The following is a 19,119-nucleotide window of genomic DNA, read 5'->3' on the forward strand; positions in this document are numbered from 1 at the left end:
CATCGCGGCGGGCACTGCGTTCGAGATTTCCCAGCGCACCGATGTCTCGGCGCAGCGTGGGGCGGCCGTGATCAACGACACTGTGGAAACCATGAACGGCATCGCCGACCAGATGCTCTCCGCCTCCCATGGCATGGAAGCGCTGGGCAAGCAGTCGCTGCTGATCAGCACCATCGTGCAAACCATCGGCGGCATCGCCCAGCAGACCAACTTGCTGGCGCTTAATGCCGCCATTGAAGCCGCCCGCGCGGGTGAACAAGGTCGTGGCTTTGCCGTGGTGGCCGATGAAGTCCGTCAGCTGGCCGGGCGCACCAGCACCGCGACCGAGGAAATTGTCGCCGTGGTGCAGCAGAACCAGAAACTGGTGGATGACGTGGTCAAGGACATGGGCAGCACGCGGGTTCAGGCTGAACAGGGGCTGTCGCTGGCCAACCAGGCCGGCAATGTAATCGTTGAAATTCAGGAGGGCGCGCGACAGGTCGTCGGTGCGGTACAGCGGTTCTCCCACCAGCTTTGACGGCGCCGGCCCTGTTTTTTGACGCAAAACCATAGCAAATGGTCGCAGTGAGCTGAGCGGGAGATACGCTTGCCCTACAAAATGCTAACCTGCGCCACATATGTGGCTCCATCCGGCATGCCACCCCACGTTTACATGGAGCCGACAATGGCTTTGGATTCCCTGCTCTGCCCGGATTTGCTGACCATCGCAGAGCGTTCGGCGATCGCCGAGGTTGAAGCGACGACGAACATCCTCAAGCTCGTGACCCGGCTGACCGGCATGCGTTTTGCTGGCATCGCCAAGTTCACCGACGCCGAATGGGTCGCCTGTGCGGTCTACGACGAGATTCATATGGGCATCCAGGAAGGCGAAGTGCTGGAACTGGAAACGACCCTGTGCAACGAACTGATCGAAAACCCGAAGGCGCTGATCATCCCCAGCATCAGCAAAAACGAGCGCTATGCGGGTCGCCCGGTGGTCAAGCGATACGCCATCGAGAGCTACATCGGCGTGCCGATCACCCTCCCCGACGGCCAGCTGTTCGGCGCGTTGTGCCTGCTTGACTCCAAAGCCAGCTCTTTCGAAAGCCCCGACCTCGTCGAGACCCTGGGCCTGTTCTCCCGGCTGATCGGCTGCATCGTGTTCTCCCATTACTCCACGGTGAGCAAGGTCAGGACGCAGGTCGAGCACGCTTGATCAGATAATCCTCACCGGCGAGCGGCGGTAGGTGGATACCCAAGACGGTGTTACACTGCCGCGCCTTGAATTCGCATGCGCCGCTTGAGCTTTTCAAGGCGTCGCGGCGCGCGCCCCAGACCTGTGCGTCTTGCGGCATACAGCAAGCGTGGCCGATGCATGTCGGTCCCCCGCTGAACCCGTATCGGACGCTGCTCCCGTTCACCCATCTTCATCAGGTCATGTCCCCGTCACCGGTGACATGCAGGCTGCTGGTTGGATCACGAGCAATCGCCATCAGGTGTCAAAGGCCATCGCCAATCAGCCCCCTTGTAAACAATCCAGGATAAGCAATTGATTTCCACAGCTAACATCACCATGCAGTTTGGCGCCAAGCCGCTGTTCGAGAACGTTTCGGTCAAATTCGGCGGTGGCAATCGCTATGGCCTCATCGGCGCCAATGGCTGTGGCAAGTCCACCTTCATGAAGATCCTCGGCGGCGATCTGGAGCCGTCCGGCGGCCAGGTGATGCTCGAGCCGAACGTGCGTCTGGGTAAATTGCGCCAGGACCAGTTCGCCTACGAAGACTTCTCCGTCATCGACACCGTGATCATGGGTCACGAAGAGCTGTGGAAGGTCAAGGCCGAGCGCGATCGCATCTACTCGCTGCCGGAAATGACCGAAGAAGACGGCATGGCCGTTGCCGAGCTGGAAACCGAATTCGCCGAAATGGACGGCTACACAGCCGAATCCCGGGCGGGCGAGTTGTTGCTCGGTCTGGGCATTGGTATCGAGCAGCACAACGGGCCGATGAGCGAAGTGTCGCCGGGCTGGAAACTGCGCGTGCTGCTGGCTCAGGCATTGTTCTCCGATCCTGAAGTGCTGTTGCTCGACGAACCGACCAACCACCTGGACATCAACACGATTCGCTGGCTGGAAAACATCCTGACCCAGCGCTCCAGCCTGATGATCATCATTTCTCACGACCGTCACTTCCTCAACAGCGTGTGCACCCACATGGCTGACCTGGATTACGGCGAGCTGCGCCTGTTCCCGGGCAACTACGACGAGTACATGACCGTGGCGACCCAGTCCCGCGAGCAGCTGCTGTCGGACAACGCCAAGAAGAAAGCCCAGATCTCCGAGCTGCAGTCGTTCGTCAGCCGCTTCTCGGCCAACGCCTCGAAAGCCAAGCAGGCCACCTCCCGCGCCAAGGCGATCGACAAGATCCAGCTGGCCGAGGTCAAGCCTTCGAGCCGGGTCAGCCCGTTCATCCGCTTTGATCAGAACAAGAAGCTGCACCGTCAGGCGGTCATCATTGACCAAATGGCTAAAGGCTTCGACGGCAAACCGCTGTTCAAGAACTTCAGCTTCCAGGTTGAAGCGGGCGAGCGCGTTGCGATCATCGGCCCGAACGGTATCGGTAAAACCACCCTGCTGCGTACCTTGGTCAATGAACTGACCCCGGATGCCGGCACAATCAAGTGGACCGATGCGGCAGAGCTGGGTTACTACGCCCAGGACCACGCACACGATTTCCAGGACGATGTCACGCTGTTCGACTGGATGGGCCAATGGACTCAAGGTGAACAAGTCATTCGTGGCACCCTGGGCCGGATGCTGTTCTCCAACGACGAGATTCTGAAATCGGTCAAGGTCATCTCCGGTGGTGAGCAAGGCCGCATGCTGTTCGGCAAGCTGATCCTGCAGAAGCCGAACGTGCTGATCATGGACGAGCCGACCAACCACCTGGACATGGAATCGATCGAGGCGCTGAACCTGGCGCTGGAAAACTACCCGGGAACGCTGATCTTCGTCAGCCACGACCGCGAGTTCGTGTCGTCCCTGGCCACCCGCATCATCGAGTTGAGCCCAAGTGGCGTGACCGATTTTAGCGGCACCTACGACGATTACCTGCGCAGCCAGGGCGTCGCATTCTGATCAGGGAACTGCGCTGACCGAGTGATGCTGAAAACAAGGAGCCCCGTCCATCGTGACGGGGCTTTTTTGTGGGCCTCGTTTGCCGCCCATGATGTCTTGGCAGGACTGGCCTCTTCCCGGCTGAAGCCGGTCCTACTCCGGCATACGCATGCCGTCAGTGGGGATAGGGCTTGCCCGGTGAAGTTGAAATAACGCGCGCACCCGTACGACCGGCTTTAGCGGGGAAGAAGCCAGGCCAGGCGCCCCCAATCCTGCGGTGTGACATCCGACGCTTTCCCGGCTAAAGCCGGTCCCACTGGAATCACGCGGTCAGTTAGTGGGACCGGCTTTAGCCGGGAAGAGGCCAGTCCGGGCGCCGTCACAGCCCAGATAAAACCGTTAGCCAGCTTTCATTTCCCGACCTCACGGGCGATGATGCGGCACTCCCACCGCTCCAGCGAAGCGTCCCCATGTCTGCCGCCCTGCCGCCCGATACGCCTGCCAACTCCCCCATCAATGACGCCAGTTCGACGGCGATCACGCTTCAAATCGTCTCCATCGTCGTTTACACCTTCATCGCCTTCCTGTGCATCGGTCTGCCGATCGCGGTGATGCCCGGCTACGTGCACAACCAGTTGGGCTTCAGCGCGGTGGTCGCGGGGCTGGTGATCGGCGCGCAATACCTGGCGACGCTGTTGAGTCGCCCGGTGGCCGGCCGCATCTGCGACACCATCGGCACCAAGCGCGCCATCGTTTACGGGCTATCCGGCATCGCGCTGAGCGGCGTGCTGACGCTGGCGGCAATCCTGCTGGAGCGTTTCGCCGGCGCCAGTCTGACCATCCTGATTATCGCTCGTCTGTTCCTCGGCGCGTCCCAGGGCTTGATCGGCGTGGGCACCATCAGTTGGTGCATCGGCCAGGTCGGTTCGGAGCACACAGCCCGCTCGATTTCCTGGAATGGCATTGCGTCATACGGCGCCATTGCGATTGGCGCGCCGCTCGGGGTGGTGATGGTCGGCGCACTGGGCTTTGCCAGCCTCGGCGTGGTGCTGTCCGTGCTGGCCGCCGGGGCGCTGCTGTTGATACGCAATAAAACGGCGATCCCGGTGGTGCGCGGAGAGCGCCTGCCGTTCTTCTCGGTGTTCGGCCGGGTGGCGCCGTTTGGCCTGAGCCTGACCCTGTCCTCCATCGGCTATGGCACCCTGACGACGTTCATCACGCTGTTTTACGTGGCCCGAGGCTGGGAAGGCGCGGCCTGGTGCCTGACGGTATTCGGCATCTGCTTCATCGTCGCGCGACTGCTGTTCATCAACGCGATCAACCGCTTCGGCGGCTTTCGCTCGGCGATCGTCTGCATCTCGGTGGAAACCCTGGGTCTGTTGCTGCTGTGGCTGGCACCCGACACCACCTTCGCCCTGATCGGCGCAGGCCTGACCGGGTTTGGTCTGTCGCTGGTGTATCCGGCGCTGGGCGTCGAAGCCATCAAGCAAGTGCCCAACAGCAGTCGCGGCGCGGGACTCAGCGCTTATGCGGTGTTCTTCGACCTGGCGCTGGCCATTGCCGGACCGCTGATGGGCGCCGTGGCGCTGGGCATGGGCTATGGCTGGATTTTCTTCTTTGCGGCGTTGTTGTCGATGGCGGCGTTGACGCTGGCGGTGGTGCTGTCGCGCAGGGCGCCAATCGATACGCGGGTGTAGAGGACGCGCGGTATAAAGGCTTCCCGGCTAAAGCCGGTCCTACAGAGGGAAGAGGCTGGCGATCATGCAACAGGCCCCACTGGCTGTTGAGATCCCCCGACTAGAGCCCATCCCACCTAAAAGCTGAACTGCCGCCTCGCGTCCCGGTCGGAATAGCACATCCCCCCGATCAGGAGTGAGGGCGTGACCCCCGATCCCGCTGGCTCGAACGCTACCCCTCCGGACCCGGCCACGTTGCGCGAAGTCCACAAACTGCGCGTGCTGACCGTGAACACCCACAAGGGCTTCACCGCACTTAACCGGCGTTTCATCCTGCCGGAGTTGCGTGAAGCCGTGCGCAGCACCGGCGCCGACCTGGTGTTTCTCCAGGAAGTCCTCGGCGGCCACGACCGCCACGCTGCCAAATATGAGGACTGGCCCGACACGCCGCATTACGAATTTCTCGCCGACAGCATGTGGACGGACTTCGCCTACGGCCGCAACGCGGTCTACCCCGACGGCCACCACGGCAACGCGCTGCTCTCCAAATACCCGATTTTGCATCACCGCAATCTGGACATCTCGATCACCGGGCCGGAGCGCCGCGGCCTGTTGCATTGCGTGCTGCAAGTGCCGGGGCATGCCGAAGTCCATGCGATTTGCGTGCACCTCAGCCTGCTGGAAAGCCACCGCCAATTGCAGCTGAATCTGCTTTGCGACCTGCTCGACTCCCTGCCAGAGGACGCCCCGGTGGTCATCGCTGGCGATTTCAACGACTGGCAGCTGCAGGGCAACAAGCGTCTGCAGCGCTGCGGCTATCTGCATGAGGCCTTCGAGCGCAGTCAGGGGCGGCTGGCGAAGACCTACCCGGCGCGCTTCCCGATGCTGCGTCTGGACCGGATCTACCTGCGCAACGCCACCAGCCACGATCCGAAAATCCTCGGCACGCGGCCGTGGACGCATTTGTCCGATCACCTGCCGCTGGCGGTCGAAGTGCATCTGTAACGAACTGCGCCCTTATTTATCCGGATCAATGAGGGGAACAGTGGCGTCACGATCAAACTGGGAGCCCGGGTCTTCGTTTCCCGGGTCCATATCGGCATCGAACTCTGTTTCGTCGTCATCGGGCTGATGCTCAGGGTGCGGTGCAAGGGGCGCAGCGTCGGGGGAGTGGGATTGCATGGCAGTTTCCTCTCGTTTCGGTAGGTTCGATAAAGACGCTTTTAATGCCTTGAGCTTAGCAGGCGCCTCAGGCGCAACAAGACCGGTCCAGGCTACGAAGAACCCCTGGGGCAATCGACAAGTCAGTAAACAAGCGTCGCCGGTTTCATCGTGCTCGAACGGGCTCATGAACCGCGCGCCATCAAACACGCTCCACCGCACAGGACACTCTGACATGAGTCTGCACGACAAGATCATCGGCCGCTTCGGCTTCGGCTCCGCGCCGCTGGGCAACATGTTCCGTACCATCGACGAAGAAGAAGCCGCGGCCACTGTTCAGTCTGCCTGGGATCAGGGCATTCGCTATTTCGACACTGCGCCGGTCTACGGCGCCGGCCTGTCCGAGCAGCGTCTGGGCAAGGCACTCGCCGGCGTCCCGCGCGACCAGTACACCCTGAGCACCAAAGTCGGCCGGCTGATTTCCGATGAGATCGACACCGAGGCCCGCAGTGGTCCGTTCGCTGAAGGCCTGAAGAACAAAATCATCACCGACTACTCCGCCGACGCCACCCTGCGTTCCATTGAAGCGAGTTTGAAGCGGCTGAACACCGATCGGCTGGACATCGTGTTTGTCCACGATGTCGCCCAGGACGCCCATGGCGACGGGTGGATCGAGCATTTCAACATTGCCCGCACCGGCGCTTTCCGCGCCCTCACCCGCCTGCGCGAAGAAGGCGTGATCAAGGCCTGGGGCCTGGGCGTCAACCGCGTCGAGCCGTGCGAACTGACGCTGGACCTGGAAGAAGCCCAGCCCGACGGCTTCCTGCTCGCCGGCCGGTATTCCCTGCTCGACCATGAGCAGCCGCTGCAACGGCTGTTCGACAAGGCCCGTCAGTACAACGCCGAGTTCGTCGTCGGCGGGCCTTATAGCTCCGGCGTGCTGGTGGGCGGCAAGCATTTTGAGTATCAGGAGGCGTCGCAGGCGATGCTCGACAAGGTCGCGCACATTCAGGAAATCGCTCGGCAGTATCAGGTCGACATCAAGTCGGCGGCGCTGCACTTTGTCCTCGCCAATCCGCTGGTGGCCGCGGTGATTCCGGGTGCCAGCCGGCCTTCGCGGATCATCGAAGACGTCACGGCGCTTAACGCACAGATGCCGGATGGTTTCTGGCAAGCCATGCGCGATCAGGGCTTCATTGCCCTGCAGGCGCCAGTTCCCGGCAAAGACTGATATCGTGCCCAACGACGCCGGGCCAGACGCCCGGCTTTGTTCCCTGCGCGAGATCCGTCCATGCGAATTCTGATCGTCAACGTCAACACCACCGAATCCATGACCGAGACCATTGCCGAGCAGGCCCGCAGCGTGGCCTCCCCCGGCACTGAAATTATCGGCCTGACCCCGCGCTTCGGCGCCGAGTCGGTGGAAGGCAACTTTGAAAGTTACCTGGCCGCGATCGCGGTAATGGATCGGGTGATGTCCTACGAAGGGCCTTATGACGCAGTGATTCAGGCCGGCTACGGCGAGCATGGCCGCGAGGGTTTGCAGGAATTGCTCGACGTACCGGTGGTGGACATCACCGAAGCGGCGGCTAGCCTGGCGATGTTGCTGGGGCATAAATACGCGGTGGTCACGACGCTGGACCGCACCGTTCCTTTGATCGAAGACCGCCTGAAGCTGGCTGGCGTGTATGAACGCTGCGCGTCGGTGCGGGCCAGCGGCATGAGCGTGCTGGAGCTGGAGGAATCCCCGCAGCGTGCGGTTGAGGCGATCCTTGAGCAGGCCATCGAAGCGGTGACCCGGGACAAGGCCGAAGTGATCTGCCTGGGCTGTGGTGGCATGGCCGGGCTGGATCAACTCATTCGCGACCGCGCCGGCGTGCCGGTGGTCGATGGCGTCACGGCAGCGGTGGCACTGGCGGAATCGTTGGTGCGTCTGGGATTGAAGACCTCGAAAGTGCGGACCTACGCGACACCACGGCCAAAGAAGATCGTCGGTTGGCCGTTTAAGTTGTAGGTCATGGTTTCGGGTGCCGGACGCGAAGGAATGGCTGACGACGCCTGTAGGAGCCGGCTTGCTGGCGAACGCGGTGGGTCAGTTAACTTCCTGTCGCCTGACACCACGCATTCGCCAGCAAGCCGGCTCCTACGGATTTTGTGTGCGCCGACGATTGCATGCGTTGCCGAGATCCATTGTAGGAGCGCGCTTGCCCGCGATTGCGATCTGCGGCCGCCAGCCATTTAGCCTGACCCACCGCGTTCGTCCGATCGCGGCCCGCAGCAAGCCGGCTCCTACGGATTTTGTGTGCGCCGACGATTGCGCGCGTTGCCGAGATCCATTGTAGGAGCGCGCTTGCCCGCGATTGCGATCTGCCACCGCCAGCCATTTAGCCTGACACACCGCGTTCGTCCGATCGCGGCCCGCAGCAAGCCGGCTCCTACGGATCGGGTACTGTGCCGGATCTGCGCAAGTGCTCGGGCAGATGATGAGCCCGGTGCCGCCCGCAAAACGCCCCTTCCCGCCACTGCATTCGCCTCCACCCGCCGAATCGTTTAGTATCGCCGCCGCCGGTTTCCACTCGGAATTAATAGGGAATCCCCAGGCGCGTACTGCGCGCTGGAAGGGAACTGTCCCCGCAACTGTAGGCGCCGAGCCCTGCTTCCTGTTTGCCACTGGGTTACTCCGGGAAGGCCGAAGCAAGGCAATGAAGCGCCAGTCAGGAGACCTGCCGGCCAGCATATTCATTCACCGGCGGGGTGTCCGGGGAAGGACTCCCGTTTGCGCGTCGTGCGCGCACGCTGTGCTCGCCCTTTTCTGTGGTGTGCCTGTCGGGATGGACTTTCCAGCGCCTGCTTCGCCCAGTATTCAGGCTTTCTGGAGATCGCTGTTCATGCCGCTGCGCCGCCTCGCCGCCCTGCTCGTCACGCTGACACTGCCCACTGCCGCCCTGGCGGCGTCAACGGTCTACCCCTTGACCGTGGACAACTGCGGCCAAGCGCTGACTTTCAACCACGCTCCGCAGAAAACCGTGAGCATCGGCCAGGCCGCCACCGAGATGCTGTATGCGCTCGGCCTGGGCCCGAACGTGGTGGGCACGTCGCTGTGGTTCAACCCCGTCCTGCCCCAGTACCAAACCCTCAACGACCGCATCGAGCGCCTGGCCGACAACGCGCCGAGTTTTGAATCAGTGATCGGCAAACGCCCGGATTTCGTCCCGGTGCAGTTTGAATGGATGGTCGGGCCGCAGGGCGCCGTCGGCACACGCGAGCAGTTTCGCGATCTGGGCATTCCCGCCTACATCCTGCCGTCCGACTGCGAGGGCAAGAACAACCGCGTCGGCGCCGACGGCACGCGCCTCGAAGCCTTCCGCATCGACACGCTGTACAAAAGCCTGCGTCATCTGGCGCAGATCTTCGACGTACAGGACCGTGGCGAGCAACTGATCGCCGATTACCAGACACGGCTGGCCCGGGCTGTGGTGCAGGCAAAACTCCACGCCACCCCACCCGTCTCGGCGGTGTTCTGGTTCTCCAGCCCGGACATCAACGTCGACCCGTACGTCGCCGGGCGCAAGGGCATTCCCAACTTCATGCTCGACACCCTGGGCATGCGCAATGTCATCGACTCCGACGAGGAATGGCCGACCGTGGGCTGGGAAACCATCGCCAAGGCCAATCCGACGGTGCTGGTCATCGCGCGCATGGACCGTCGCCGCTTCCCGGCTGACGATCATGAAAAGAAGCTGGCGTTCCTGCGCTCCGACCCCGTCACACGCAACATGGACGCGGTGAAAAACAATCGCATCGTGATCATGGACGCCAGCGCCATGGAGTCCAGCGTTCGGCTGTTTGACGGTATCGAACAACTGGCCCAGGCCACTCAAGCGCAATGACGTCATTGCGAATGTCCCGCGTCAGCGTCGTCCGAATCTTCGGGCATGGTGCCTGGGCCATCGCGTTGTTGGCGCTCGCGGTGCTGGCGGGCGTGGCGATCGGCGAGACGTCGATCAGCCTGCCAGTGATCGTTCAGGTCCTGGCCAACAAGCTGTGGGCCGCAGGCTATCCCCTCGACCCTATCGACGAGGGCATCGTCTGGAATTACCGACTGACCCGGGCCATCGTTGCCGCCACCTGCGGCGCAGGGCTGGCGGTGTCGGGCGTGGTCTTGCAATCGCTGCTGCGCAACCCGCTGGCTGATCCTTACTTGCTGGGTATTTCCGCGGGCGCTTCGACCGGCGCGGTGTTGGTGGCGATCATCGGCATCGGCGCCGGGACGATCTCCCTGTCCACCGGCGCGTTTGCCGGGGCGATCGCTGCCTTCGCGCTGGTCGCCCTGCTCGCCCGCGCCTCTCGGGGCCAGACCGCTGCCGGCCAGATCATCCTGGCGGGCATCGCCGGGTCCCAGTTGTTCAACGCCCTGACGTCCTTCCTGATCACCAAGTCAGCCAATGCCGAGCAGGCCCGCGGAATCATGTTCTGGTTACTGGGCAATCTCAGCGGCGTGCGCTGGTCGTCGGTGGCGCTGTCGGTACCGGTCGTGGTGCTCGGCTTGCTGGTGTGCCTGTGGCATCGGCGCGCGCTGGATGCGTTCACGTTCGGCAGCGATTCGGCCGCGTCGCTGGGCATTCCGGTGCGCCGGGTGCAGGCCGTGCTGATCCTGACCGCCGCGCTGATGACGGCGGTGATGGTGTCGATCGTCGGCTCCATCGGCTTCGTCGGTCTGGTGATTCCCCACGCGGTGCGCCTGATGGCCGGTGTGCGCCATGCGCGGTTGTTGCCTCTCAGCGCCTTGATCGGCGCGCTGTTCATGATCGCCGCCGATGTGCTGTCGCGCACGTTGATCAAGGGTCAGGTGTTGCCGATCGGGGTGATCACGGCGCTGGTGGGCGCACCGGTCTTTGCGATGATTCTGGTCCGTGGGAATCGTCCTCGATGAACGCCCGTCAGGAGGTGCCCGGCGCCATGCTCGAAGGCAGCGACTTGAGTTACTCGGTCAAGGGCGCGCCACTGCTCAGTGGGGTGAGCCTGGCGATTCGGCCGGGGGAAAACCTGGGGATCGTCGGGCCCAATGGCTCGGGGAAGTCGACGCTGTTGAAGTTGCTGGCGGGGATTCAGACGCCGTCTCAAGGCGAAGTTCGTTTGGGCGGCAAGCGCTTGTCGGCACTGAACCGGCGGGATATTGCGCGGCAGGTGGCGGTGGTGGAGCAGCATGCGCAGACCGGCGATTCGATCAGTCTGTTGCAGGCGGTTGAGCTGGGGCGTACGCCGTGGCTGTCGGCGCTGGCGCCGTGGGGCGAGGACGATGACCGGATTGTGGCGCAGGCGATTGCGGATGTGAGTTTGCAGCACCTGGTGCATCGGGCGTGGCATACGTTGTCGGGTGGGGAGCAGCAGCGGGGACATATTGCGCGGGCGTTGGCGCAGCACCCGCAGGTGTTGTTGCTGGATGAGCCGACGAATCATCTGGATATTCAGCAGCAGTTGTCGATTTTGCGGTTGGTGCAGGATTTGCCGGTGACGACGGTGGTGGCGTTGCATGATTTGAATCAGGCGTTGGGGTGTGACCGTCTGGCGGTGATGGACGGTGGGCGGTTGGTGGCGCTGGGTTCGCCCTTTGATGTGTTGTCGCCGGCGCTATTGGGTGACGTTTTTGGGGTGCGGGGGCATTGGCTGGTTGATCCGTTTGACGGGGCCCGAGTGCTAAGGCTGAGGGCGCCAGGATCACAAGCGTCTGCCTAGGGGCAGACTGTTTCGCCTTCGGCGAGTTACTTTTAAAAAGCACTAAAAGTACCAAAAGTGCCTGCTCCTGGTTTGGCCCGACTTCGTCGGGTTCCCTCACTCCGACGACGCTCCGTGGGCCCGCGCCGAACGGACATCCATGTCCTGACGGCGCTCTCGCCGCATCCATGCGGCTCGGCCCACTCCGCGTCGTATACGTTCGGCCTGCACCAAAGTCGCGATTGGCGGTGTCTGGACCTTCTGCGCAGGAAGATCAAAAGCAGGTCAAGAGCAGATCAAGAGCAGATCAAGAGCAGATCAAGAGCAGATCAAAGCTTCCCGGCTGAAGCCGGGCCTACTGACTGCACGCGTTGCTTTTTAGTGGGACCGGCTTTAGCCGGGAAGAGGCCGGTATGGGCAACGGGAATTTCGCTGCCCAACGCTGATCGTACCCACGCTCCGCGTGGGCATGCATCCCGTGACGCTCGGCGTCATCCCGCGTTTCGGACAGCGGCCCGCTGATAGCTCTCACCCCCACCTCAATACCTCGGCTTCACCGCCTTCCACTCCGGTTTGTATTTTTGCATCTGCCGCACATCATCACGCTGACGAATCCCACACGTTAGAAATTGGTCGTTGAGTTTGCCCAACTGGTCGTAATCGAGCTCAAGGCCCAACCCGGGTTCGCGGGTGAGGTGGACGCAGCCGTCGACGATGGGCAGTTTGCCGCCTTTGATGACTTCTTCGTCCGGTTCCTGCCACGGGTAGTGGGTGTCGCAGGCGAAGTCGAGGTTGGGGACGGCGGCGGCGACGTGGGTCATGGCCATGAGGCTGATGCCCAGGTGGGAGTTGGAGTGCATGGAGACGCCGAGCCCGAAGGTGTCGCACATTTTTGCGAGCGCCTGGGTGTCGCGCAAGCCGCCCCAGTAATGGTGGTCGGCGAGGACGATCTGCACGCTGTTCAGCGCAACGCTGCGGCGGAATTCGTCGAAGTCGGTGACGACCATGTTGGTCGCCAGCGGCAGGCCGGTGCGTTTGTGCAGTTCGGCCATGCCTTCCAGCCCGGGCGTCGGGTCTTCGTAATATTGCAAGTCGTCGCCGAGCAGTTCGGCCATGCGAATCGAGGTTTCCAGCGACCAGTTGCCGTTCGGGTCGATGCGCAGCGGATAGCCCGGAAAGGCCTTTTTCAGCGCCTTGATGCACGACACTTCGTGTTCCGGGTCCAGCGCCCCTGCTTTGAGCTTGATGCTTTTGAAGCCGTAGGCTTCGATCATTCGCCGCGCCTGGGCGACGATCTGTTCTTCGCTCAGCGCTTCACCCCAGCTGTCTGGCGCGTAGGGCGAGTCAGCGTGTTGGGCATATTTGAAGAACAGGTACGCACTGAACGGCACGCGGTCGCGAACGGCACCGCCCAGCAGGTCAACCAGCGGCAGGTTCATCGAGCGCGCCTGCACATCCAGAAAGGCGACTTCGAACGCCGAATAGGCATTGCTCACCGCCTTGCTGGCGTGGGAACCCGGCGCCAGCTCGGCCCCGGCAATGCTCGCCGGTTTGTTTGCAGCAACGGTCGCTTTGACCACCGCACGCAGGTGGTTGAGGTTGAACGGGTCCATGCCGATCAACTGGCTCTGCAGGTGCTGCTGGATCGCCAGCGCGGGGGCATCGCCGTAGCTTTCGCCGAGGCCGAGGTAGCCGTTGTCGGTTTCGACTTCGATGATCGAGCGCAAGGCGAAGGGCTCGTGGATGCCGCTGGCGTTGAGCAACGGCGGATCGCGGAAGGCAATCGGGGTGACGGTGACGCGTGTGATTTTCAAATGACTTCTCCCGGTCAATCAGGGTGTGAGGCTAAGGCTTGAGGCCTAGGGTTTAAGGCTCGAAGGTGGGCTGAGCGAGGTGGCTGCGCAAAGGGGCGCAGCGTCTTCAAGCTTCGGGCGGTGTGGGTCGCCCTTCGGCGTGGTACGGGCGAAGAAGATCACCACGGCCGCCACCAGCGAGGTCAGTGCCAGGCCGTACATGCCGCCTTGGATGGAGCCGGTTTTCTGCTCCAGAAAGCCGAACGCTGTGGGCGCGACGAAGCCGCCGAGGTTGCCGATGGAGTTGATCAGCGCGATCACGGCAGCCGCGATGCGCGCGTCCAGATAGCCCTGGGGAATCGGCCAGAACAGCGCCGAAGCCGCCTTGAAACCGATAGCCGCAAAGCAGATGGCGACGAAGGCAAAGATCGGCCCACCGATGGTGGACATGAACATCCCGCAGGCGGCAATCACCAGGGTGACGGCGACCCACGCCTGCTGATGCTTGAACCGGGCGGCCAGCGCCGCGAAGCCGTACATAGCGATGATCGAGATGATCCACGGGATCGAGTTGAACAGGCCGACTTCGAAATCGGTGAGGCTGCCCATCTTCTTGATCATGCTCGGCAACCAGAAGGTCGCGCCGTAGATGGTCAAGGCCACGGAAAAGTAGATGAAGCAAAAGAGCATGATCTGCCGATCGGCGAGCAGCTTGAAGATCGACGGCTTGACCACTTGCGCCGCTTCCCGGGCACGCTGCTCCGCGTCGATGGCACTGATCAGTGCGCCCTTCTCTTCTTCGCTCAGCCACTTGGCCTCGCGGGGATGGGACTGCAGCCAGAACCAGACGAAGCCGCACAAGGCGATGGAGGCAAAGCCTTCGATGATGAACATCCACTGCCAGCCGTGCAGGTTCATACCGCTGACGCCGAGCAACGCGCCGGACACCGGCCCGGAAATCACCGACGCAATGGCCGAGCCACTGAGAAAGATGGCCATGGCCTTGCCGCGTTCGCTCGAAGGCAGCCACTGGGTGAAGTAATAAATGATGCCGGGGAAGAACCCGGCCTCTGCGGCGCCGAGGATGAAGCGCAGCACATAGAAGCTGGTTTCGCCGCGCACGAAGGCCATCGCCATGGCCGCAGCGCCCCAGGTGAACATGATGCGCGTCAGCCAGGCGCGGGCGCCGAAGCGTTGCAGGAGCATGTTCGACGGGACTTCGAACAGCGCGTAGCCGACGAAAAACAGCCCGGCGCCTAGCCCGTAAGCGGCAGCGCCGATGCCCAGATCGGTTTCCATGTGGCTGCGAACGAAGCCGATGTTGACCCGATCGATGTAGTTGACGATGAACATGATCACGAACAACGGCAACACATGACGCTTCACTTTTGTGGCCGCGCGGGCCAGCACGGTGGGATCGGCGCTGCGGATGGGTTCATTGATGGGAACGGTGCGGTTCAAGGTGCGACTCCCGGTCTTTGTATTTTTTGTGGGATTGGCATAGGAAGAGCGTGTGATAAGCCGATCATGGACCGCAGCATTGTTCCCGTCTAATCTAGATTGACTGTTGATTGATACCTGGATTAGATCAATGTTCGAGCTTGCCCAGCTGCGCTGCTTCACCACCGTCGCCACCGAACTCAACTTCCGCCGGGCTGCCGAACGCCTGAACATGACCCAGCCGCCGCTTAGCCGGCAGATTCAGTTGCTGGAGCATTCGCTGGGCGTTCAGCTGTTCAACCGCAGCACCCGCAGCGTCGCGTTGACTGCGGCGGGCCGGGCGTTTTTCATCGAAGCGCAGACGCTGCTGGAGCGTGCGCATCAGGCCGCCATCGCAGCGCGGCGTTTTGCCGAAGGCGACATCGGCTCGGTGACCATCAGTTTCGTCGGCAGCGCGGTGTACGAGTTTCTGCCACGGGTCATCGCCGAAGCCCGGCAGAACCAGCCCCACGTGAAAATCTCCCTGACTGAGCTCAATACCTATCAGCAACACGAAGCCCTGCGCGCCCGGCGTATTGATCTGGGCATCGTGCGCGCGCCGCTGCTGCAACCCGGTTATGAGACCGAATGCCTGGTGCGCGAGCCTTTCGTATTGGCGGTGCCCAGCAGCCATCCACTGGCGAACGCCCGGAGCATCAGCGTGCAAGAACTCGACGCCCAGCCCTTCCTCATGTACTCGCACTCGGCCTACCCGCCGTTCAACGAACTGCTCACCGGCATGTTTCGCTCGGCGCAAGTGGCGCCCGAGTACGTGCAGTGGCTGGGTTCGTCGCTGACCATTCTGGCACTGGTGAACGCCGGCATGGGCCTGGCGCTGGTGCCACGCTGCGCCACCAATGTGGTGTTCAAGGGCGTGACGTTCCGCGATATCGATCTGGGTGAGGGGGTGCAGAGCGAGCTGCATCTGGTCTGGCGCTCGGACAACGACAACCCAGCGTGTCAGATGCTGCTGGAGGCGATTCGCGCGGCGGTGAAAGCCGAAGGGCGCACCGCGCAATAGGACCGGCTGGAACGCCGACCTGTGGGACCGGCTTTAGCCGGGAAAGCGTCAGTGGGCACACCGCGAGAGTAACGCTGCTTGCGCTGGCCTCTTCCCGGCTAAAGCCAGTCCCACTAAACCATCCGCGTGCATTCAATGGGACTGGCTGGAACGCCGACCTGTGGGACCGGCTTTAGCCGGGAAAGCGTCAGTGGGCACACCGCGAGAGTAACGCTGCTTGCGCTGGCCTCTTCCCGGCTAAAGCCAGTCCCACTAAACCATCCGCGTGCATTCAATGGGACTGGCTGGAACGCCGACCTGTGGGACCGGCTTTAGCCGGGAAAGCGTCAGTGGGCACACCACAGAAGTGAGGTCCGCATCCGTTTCAACACTCAGGTGCGCTGGGCGACCGCTGGCGTGTCCAGCGGCGCGGCATCCTCCGGCGTCGTGGAAAACGGCTCGATCTTGCCGACAATGAACAGATAGCTGAACGCCCCCAACAGCGCAAACGCCCCGGCGGTGAGCAGCGGCGCGGTGAACGAGCCGTTGCCGATCACCAGCATGAAACCGGTGAAGGTGGTGATGAAGATCCCGGCGGTGTTCGACGCGAAGTTCTGGATGCCACCAATCGACGCCACATGAGCCGGGGATGGCGCCACGTCGGCTGGCAGGCACCAGATGCTCGCGCCGGCAAACGCCAGACTTGCGTAGGCCAGACTGAAAAAGCCGAGCATTGCCCAGGTGCCGTCGACGAACACCGACAGGGAAATGCTCGATGACATCAGCATGCCGCCGACGATGCAGGTCTTGCGCGCAGCAGTCAGGCTCCAGCCCCGGCGGTACAGCGCGTCGGAGGTCAGCCCGCCGATCCAGCCGCCGAGGATGGAAGCCACCGCCGGAATGGTGCCCAGTGTCCCGAGGGATTTCAGCGAGAAACCGCGTTCGGTGACCAGGTAGGTCGGGAACCAGGTGATGAAGAAATAGATCACGAAGTTCAGGCAGAAGAAGCCCAGCATCATCCCCCACAGGGTGCGGTGGCGAAACAGCGACGCCCATTTGACCTTGGGCCGTGCCGCGAGGGTCGCCGCCTTGCCCGCCTCGTGCTGCTCGATGGCGGCAACGGCCTGAGGCTCTTTGTAGATCAGGAACCAGCCCACGACCCAGATCACGCCGACAGCGCCGGTGATGATGAACGACGCGCGCCAGCCCCACAGCTCGATGATCAACGCCACCAGCGGGATGGACAGCGCCGAACCGACCCGTGAACCGCTGTCGAAGATGCTGGTGGCAAAGCCACGTTCCTTGACGTCGAACCACTGGCTGACGATTTTCGCGCAGGATGGATACGCTCCCGCCTCGCCCACGCCGAGCATCAGCCGGCAACCGAACATCGACGCCAGGCTGCCGGCCGCTGCCGTGGCCGCCGTGAACAGCGACCACCAGGCGACCGCCAGGGGCAGCGCGATGCGCGCGCCGACCTTGTCGACGAACCAGCCAAACGGCATTTGCATAAGTGCGTAGGTCCAGAAGAAACCGCTGAGCAGCAGGCCCATTTGCCCTGAGCCAAGACCGAGTTCTTTCTGGATATAGGGGGCGGCAACCGCGAGGTTGGCCCTGTCGATGTAGTTGATGGCCACCGCGAGGAAGCACAGAAAAATTACCAACCAGCGCCCTTTCTGCATGGCGAGTCCTCCTAATTATTTTTATGAGTAAGACGTCGTTAGAGCTTCGTCTAGCGCCCAGCCCTTGATTCACACGCTGTTCAACGAGGGATAAAGCATCCTTCGAGAACCGCAGAATTGGCCTGACCAAATATCCGAATGCAGCGGATACTAGACCCGCAATCCGAGTTATGGAAATCGAAAAGGCGATTTAATTGCCAATTTATGGCTCGACGGTCGGCATTTGCGTAATTTGGCCTGACCAATCTATGCTGCTGCGCAAGCCACCTTCCGCCCGCCTTCAGTGAGGCACTCGCGGTCTAGAGCGGCTTGCCTCCCCTAACAACAAGGACTGCGCAATGAAGATGACCTTCCGTTGGTACGGCAACAGCGATCCCGTCACCCTGCCCTATATTCGCCAGATTCCCGGGATGACCGGCGTGGTTTCAGCCATCTACGACATCCCTGTGGGCGAGGTCTGGCCGCTGGAAAAAATTGCCGCCCTCAAGGCCTCGGTGAATGCCCACGGGCTTGATCTGGAGGTCATCGAGAGCGTGCCGGTCCACGAAGACATCAAGCGTGGTTTGCCTTCCCGCGATCAACTGATCGACAACTACGGCCAGACCCTGCGCAACCTGGCGGCCTGCGGGATCAAGGTGGTCTGCTACAACTTCATGCCCGTATTCGACTGGACCCGCTCGACCCTGGCCATGGAGTTGCCGGACGGTTCGACCACGCTGGCGTTCGACGTGGCGGTGATCGAGCAGGCGAACCTGGACAACGGCATCAGCCTGCCCGGCTGGGACGTTAGCTATGAGCCGGAAGTCCTGCGCGCGCTGATCAACGAATACGCCCAGGTCGACGAAGCCACCCTGCGTGAACGGCTGGCGTACTTTCTGGAGCGCATCATTCCGGTGGCGCGAGATGCGGGCATCAAGATGGCCCTGCACCCGGACGATCCGCCGTGCTCGATGTTCGGCATGCCACGGGTGGTGAAGAACCGCGAAGACCTGGCGCACATCCTGGCCATGGTCGATGACCCGGCCAACGGCCTGACCCTGTGCTCAGGCTCACTCGGTGCGGATCTGGGCAATGACATCCCCTCGCTTGTGCGGGAATTCGGCGGTCAGGGGCGCATTCACTTCGCCCATCTGCGCAATGTGAAGGTCAACGAAGCCGGTGATTTTTTTGAGACCGCGCACCGCTCGGAAGACGGCTCGCTGGACATGGCCGAGATCGTCAAGGCTTACGTGGAGACGGGATTCGAGGGTTACTACCGGCCAGACCACGGACGGATGATCTGGGGCGAAACCGGCAAACCGGGCTACGGCCTGTACGACCGGGCGCTGGGCGCGGTGTACCTGAATGGCTTGTGGGAAGGGATTCGCAAGACGATGGCGTGAGGCTCGTAACTCGTAACTCGTAGCTCAGGACTCAGGGCTCGCGATCCCGGATTGGAAACCGTCCTCAGAATCCCCACGAACTGTAGGAGCGCGCTTGCCCGCGAAATCGTAGGTACATCCGACGCATCTTCAGGGTC

15 protein-coding genes, 1 pseudogene and 1 riboswitch are annotated in these 19,119 nt (G+C 62.3%); of the genes and pseudogenes, 12 read left to right on the top strand and 4 right to left on the bottom strand.

The annotated features are described in order from the left end of the window. Positions 1–85 precede the first annotated feature (85 nt). The 5 genes and pseudogenes from OKW98_RS27565 to OKW98_RS16940 all read left to right on the top strand — a co-directional run. Positions 86–517, top strand: a pseudogene (locus tag OKW98_RS27565) (methyl-accepting chemotaxis protein); the annotation flags it as partial. Positions 518–664: 147 nt separating this feature from the next. Next, the gene (locus OKW98_RS16925) at positions 665–1,195 is read left to right on the top strand and encodes a GAF domain-containing protein (RefSeq protein WP_265385803.1); all 531 of its coding nucleotides are present in this window, start codon (positions 665–667) and stop codon (positions 1,193–1,195) included. A 333-nt stretch (positions 1,196–1,528) separates the two neighbouring features. Then, complete coding sequence (locus tag OKW98_RS16930) at positions 1,529–3,115, top strand: ABC-F family ATPase (protein WP_265385804.1); 1,587 nt, start codon at positions 1,529–1,531, stop codon at positions 3,113–3,115. A gap of 449 nt (positions 3,116–3,564) precedes the next feature. Beyond that, positions 3,565–4,791, top strand: a complete 1,227-nt coding sequence (locus OKW98_RS16935; protein WP_265385805.1) for an MFS transporter — start codon at positions 3,565–3,567, stop codon at positions 4,789–4,791. Positions 4,792–4,974: 183 nt separating this feature from the next. Beyond that, positions 4,975–5,775: an endonuclease/exonuclease/phosphatase family protein gene (locus tag OKW98_RS16940; RefSeq protein ID WP_265385806.1), complete on the top strand. Its 801-nt coding sequence runs from the start codon at positions 4,975–4,977 to the stop codon at positions 5,773–5,775. Positions 5,776–5,787: 12 nt separating this feature from the next. Here OKW98_RS16940 and OKW98_RS16945 read toward each other — a convergent pair whose 3' ends face one another. Beyond that, entirely contained in the window at positions 5,788–5,952 is a 165-nt protein-coding gene (locus tag OKW98_RS16945; protein ID WP_265385807.1) for a hypothetical protein, read from the bottom strand. 214 nt (positions 5,953–6,166) lie between these two features. Between OKW98_RS16945 and OKW98_RS16950 the strand changes: the two genes are divergently transcribed. From OKW98_RS16950 to OKW98_RS16970, 5 genes are all read left to right on the top strand, one after another. Then, positions 6,167–7,162 (top strand): aldo/keto reductase, encoded by a 996-nt coding sequence (locus tag OKW98_RS16950; RefSeq protein ID WP_265385808.1) that lies wholly within the window; start codon positions 6,167–6,169, stop codon positions 7,160–7,162. A 60-nt stretch (positions 7,163–7,222) separates the two neighbouring features. Next, entirely contained in the window at positions 7,223–7,945 is a 723-nt protein-coding gene (locus OKW98_RS16955) for an aspartate/glutamate racemase family protein (protein ID WP_265385809.1), read from the top strand. Between the two features lie 535 nt (positions 7,946–8,480). Then, positions 8,481–8,677: riboswitch (cobalamin riboswitch) on the top strand. Between the two features lie 142 nt (positions 8,678–8,819). After that, positions 8,820–9,821 carry an ABC transporter substrate-binding protein gene (locus OKW98_RS16960; RefSeq protein WP_265385810.1) on the top strand — a complete coding sequence of 334 codons (1,002 nt, stop codon included), beginning with the start codon at positions 8,820–8,822 and terminating at the stop codon, positions 9,819–9,821. An 11-nt stretch (positions 9,822–9,832) separates the two neighbouring features. Then, on the top strand, positions 9,833–10,864 hold the full coding sequence (locus tag OKW98_RS16965; RefSeq protein ID WP_265385811.1) for a FecCD family ABC transporter permease: 1,032 nt from the start codon (positions 9,833–9,835) through the stop codon (positions 10,862–10,864). Then, complete coding sequence (locus tag OKW98_RS16970; protein WP_265385812.1) at positions 10,861–11,667, top strand: ABC transporter ATP-binding protein; 807 nt, start codon at positions 10,861–10,863, stop codon at positions 11,665–11,667. Before OKW98_RS16965 ends, OKW98_RS16970 begins: the two co-directional genes overlap by 4 nt. A 518-nt stretch (positions 11,668–12,185) precedes the next feature. On the opposite strand, the gene OKW98_RS16975 is transcribed toward OKW98_RS16970, so the two are convergent. After that, positions 12,186–13,460, bottom strand: a complete 1,275-nt coding sequence (locus tag OKW98_RS16975) for a glucarate dehydratase family protein (protein ID WP_265385813.1) — start codon at positions 13,458–13,460, stop codon at positions 12,186–12,188. A 45-nt stretch (positions 13,461–13,505) separates the two neighbouring features. Continuing rightward, entirely contained in the window at positions 13,506–14,849 is a 1,344-nt protein-coding gene (locus tag OKW98_RS16980) for an MFS transporter (RefSeq protein WP_265389756.1), read from the bottom strand. 181 nt (positions 14,850–15,030) lie between these two features. Here OKW98_RS16980 and OKW98_RS16985 point away from each other — a divergent pair, with 181 nt between their 5' ends. Then, the gene (locus OKW98_RS16985) at positions 15,031–15,939 is read left to right on the top strand and encodes a LysR substrate-binding domain-containing protein (RefSeq protein ID WP_265385814.1); all 909 of its coding nucleotides are present in this window, start codon (positions 15,031–15,033) and stop codon (positions 15,937–15,939) included. A 371-nt stretch (positions 15,940–16,310) separates the two neighbouring features. Here OKW98_RS16985 and OKW98_RS16990 read toward each other — a convergent pair whose 3' ends face one another. Beyond that, positions 16,311–17,600: an MFS transporter gene (locus OKW98_RS16990; RefSeq protein WP_265385815.1), complete on the bottom strand. Its 1,290-nt coding sequence runs from the start codon at positions 17,598–17,600 to the stop codon at positions 16,311–16,313. Between the two features lie 338 nt (positions 17,601–17,938). Here OKW98_RS16990 and OKW98_RS16995 point away from each other — a divergent pair, with 338 nt between their 5' ends. Next, positions 17,939–18,982 carry a mannonate dehydratase gene (locus OKW98_RS16995; RefSeq protein ID WP_265385816.1) on the top strand — a complete coding sequence of 348 codons (1,044 nt, stop codon included), beginning with the start codon at positions 17,939–17,941 and terminating at the stop codon, positions 18,980–18,982. Positions 18,983–19,119: the final 137 nt, after the last annotated feature.

Origin of the sequence: Pseudomonas sp. KU26590, from assembly GCF_026153515.1 — a bacterium.
Lineage (GTDB): Bacteria > Pseudomonadota > Gammaproteobacteria > Pseudomonadales > Pseudomonadaceae > Aquipseudomonas.

Excerpts from the sequence above, each read along its gene's own strand:
- OKW98_RS16945 (WP_265385807.1), bottom strand. The coding sequence starts at position 5,952 with ATGCAATCCCACTCCCCCGACGCTGCGCCCCTTGCACCGCACCCTGAG.
- OKW98_RS16995 (WP_265385816.1), top strand. The coding sequence starts at position 17,939 with ATGAAGATGACCTTCCGTTGGTACGGCAACAGCGATCCCGTCACCCTG.
- OKW98_RS16955 (WP_265385809.1), top strand. The coding sequence starts at position 7,223 with ATGCGAATTCTGATCGTCAACGTCAACACCACCGAATCCATGACCGAG.
- OKW98_RS16965 (WP_265385811.1), top strand. The coding sequence starts at position 9,833 with ATGTCCCGCGTCAGCGTCGTCCGAATCTTCGGGCATGGTGCCTGGGCC.
- OKW98_RS16960 (WP_265385810.1), top strand. The coding sequence starts at position 8,820 with ATGCCGCTGCGCCGCCTCGCCGCCCTGCTCGTCACGCTGACACTGCCC.
- OKW98_RS16950 (WP_265385808.1), top strand. The coding sequence starts at position 6,167 with ATGAGTCTGCACGACAAGATCATCGGCCGCTTCGGCTTCGGCTCCGCG.
- OKW98_RS16985 (WP_265385814.1), top strand. The coding sequence starts at position 15,031 with ATGTTCGAGCTTGCCCAGCTGCGCTGCTTCACCACCGTCGCCACCGAA.
- OKW98_RS16935 (WP_265385805.1), top strand. The coding sequence starts at position 3,565 with ATGTCTGCCGCCCTGCCGCCCGATACGCCTGCCAACTCCCCCATCAAT.
- OKW98_RS16970 (WP_265385812.1), top strand. The coding sequence starts at position 10,861 with ATGAACGCCCGTCAGGAGGTGCCCGGCGCCATGCTCGAAGGCAGCGAC.
- OKW98_RS16925 (WP_265385803.1), top strand. The coding sequence starts at position 665 with ATGGCTTTGGATTCCCTGCTCTGCCCGGATTTGCTGACCATCGCAGAG.
- OKW98_RS16990 (WP_265385815.1), bottom strand. The coding sequence starts at position 17,600 with ATGCAGAAAGGGCGCTGGTTGGTAATTTTTCTGTGCTTCCTCGCGGTG.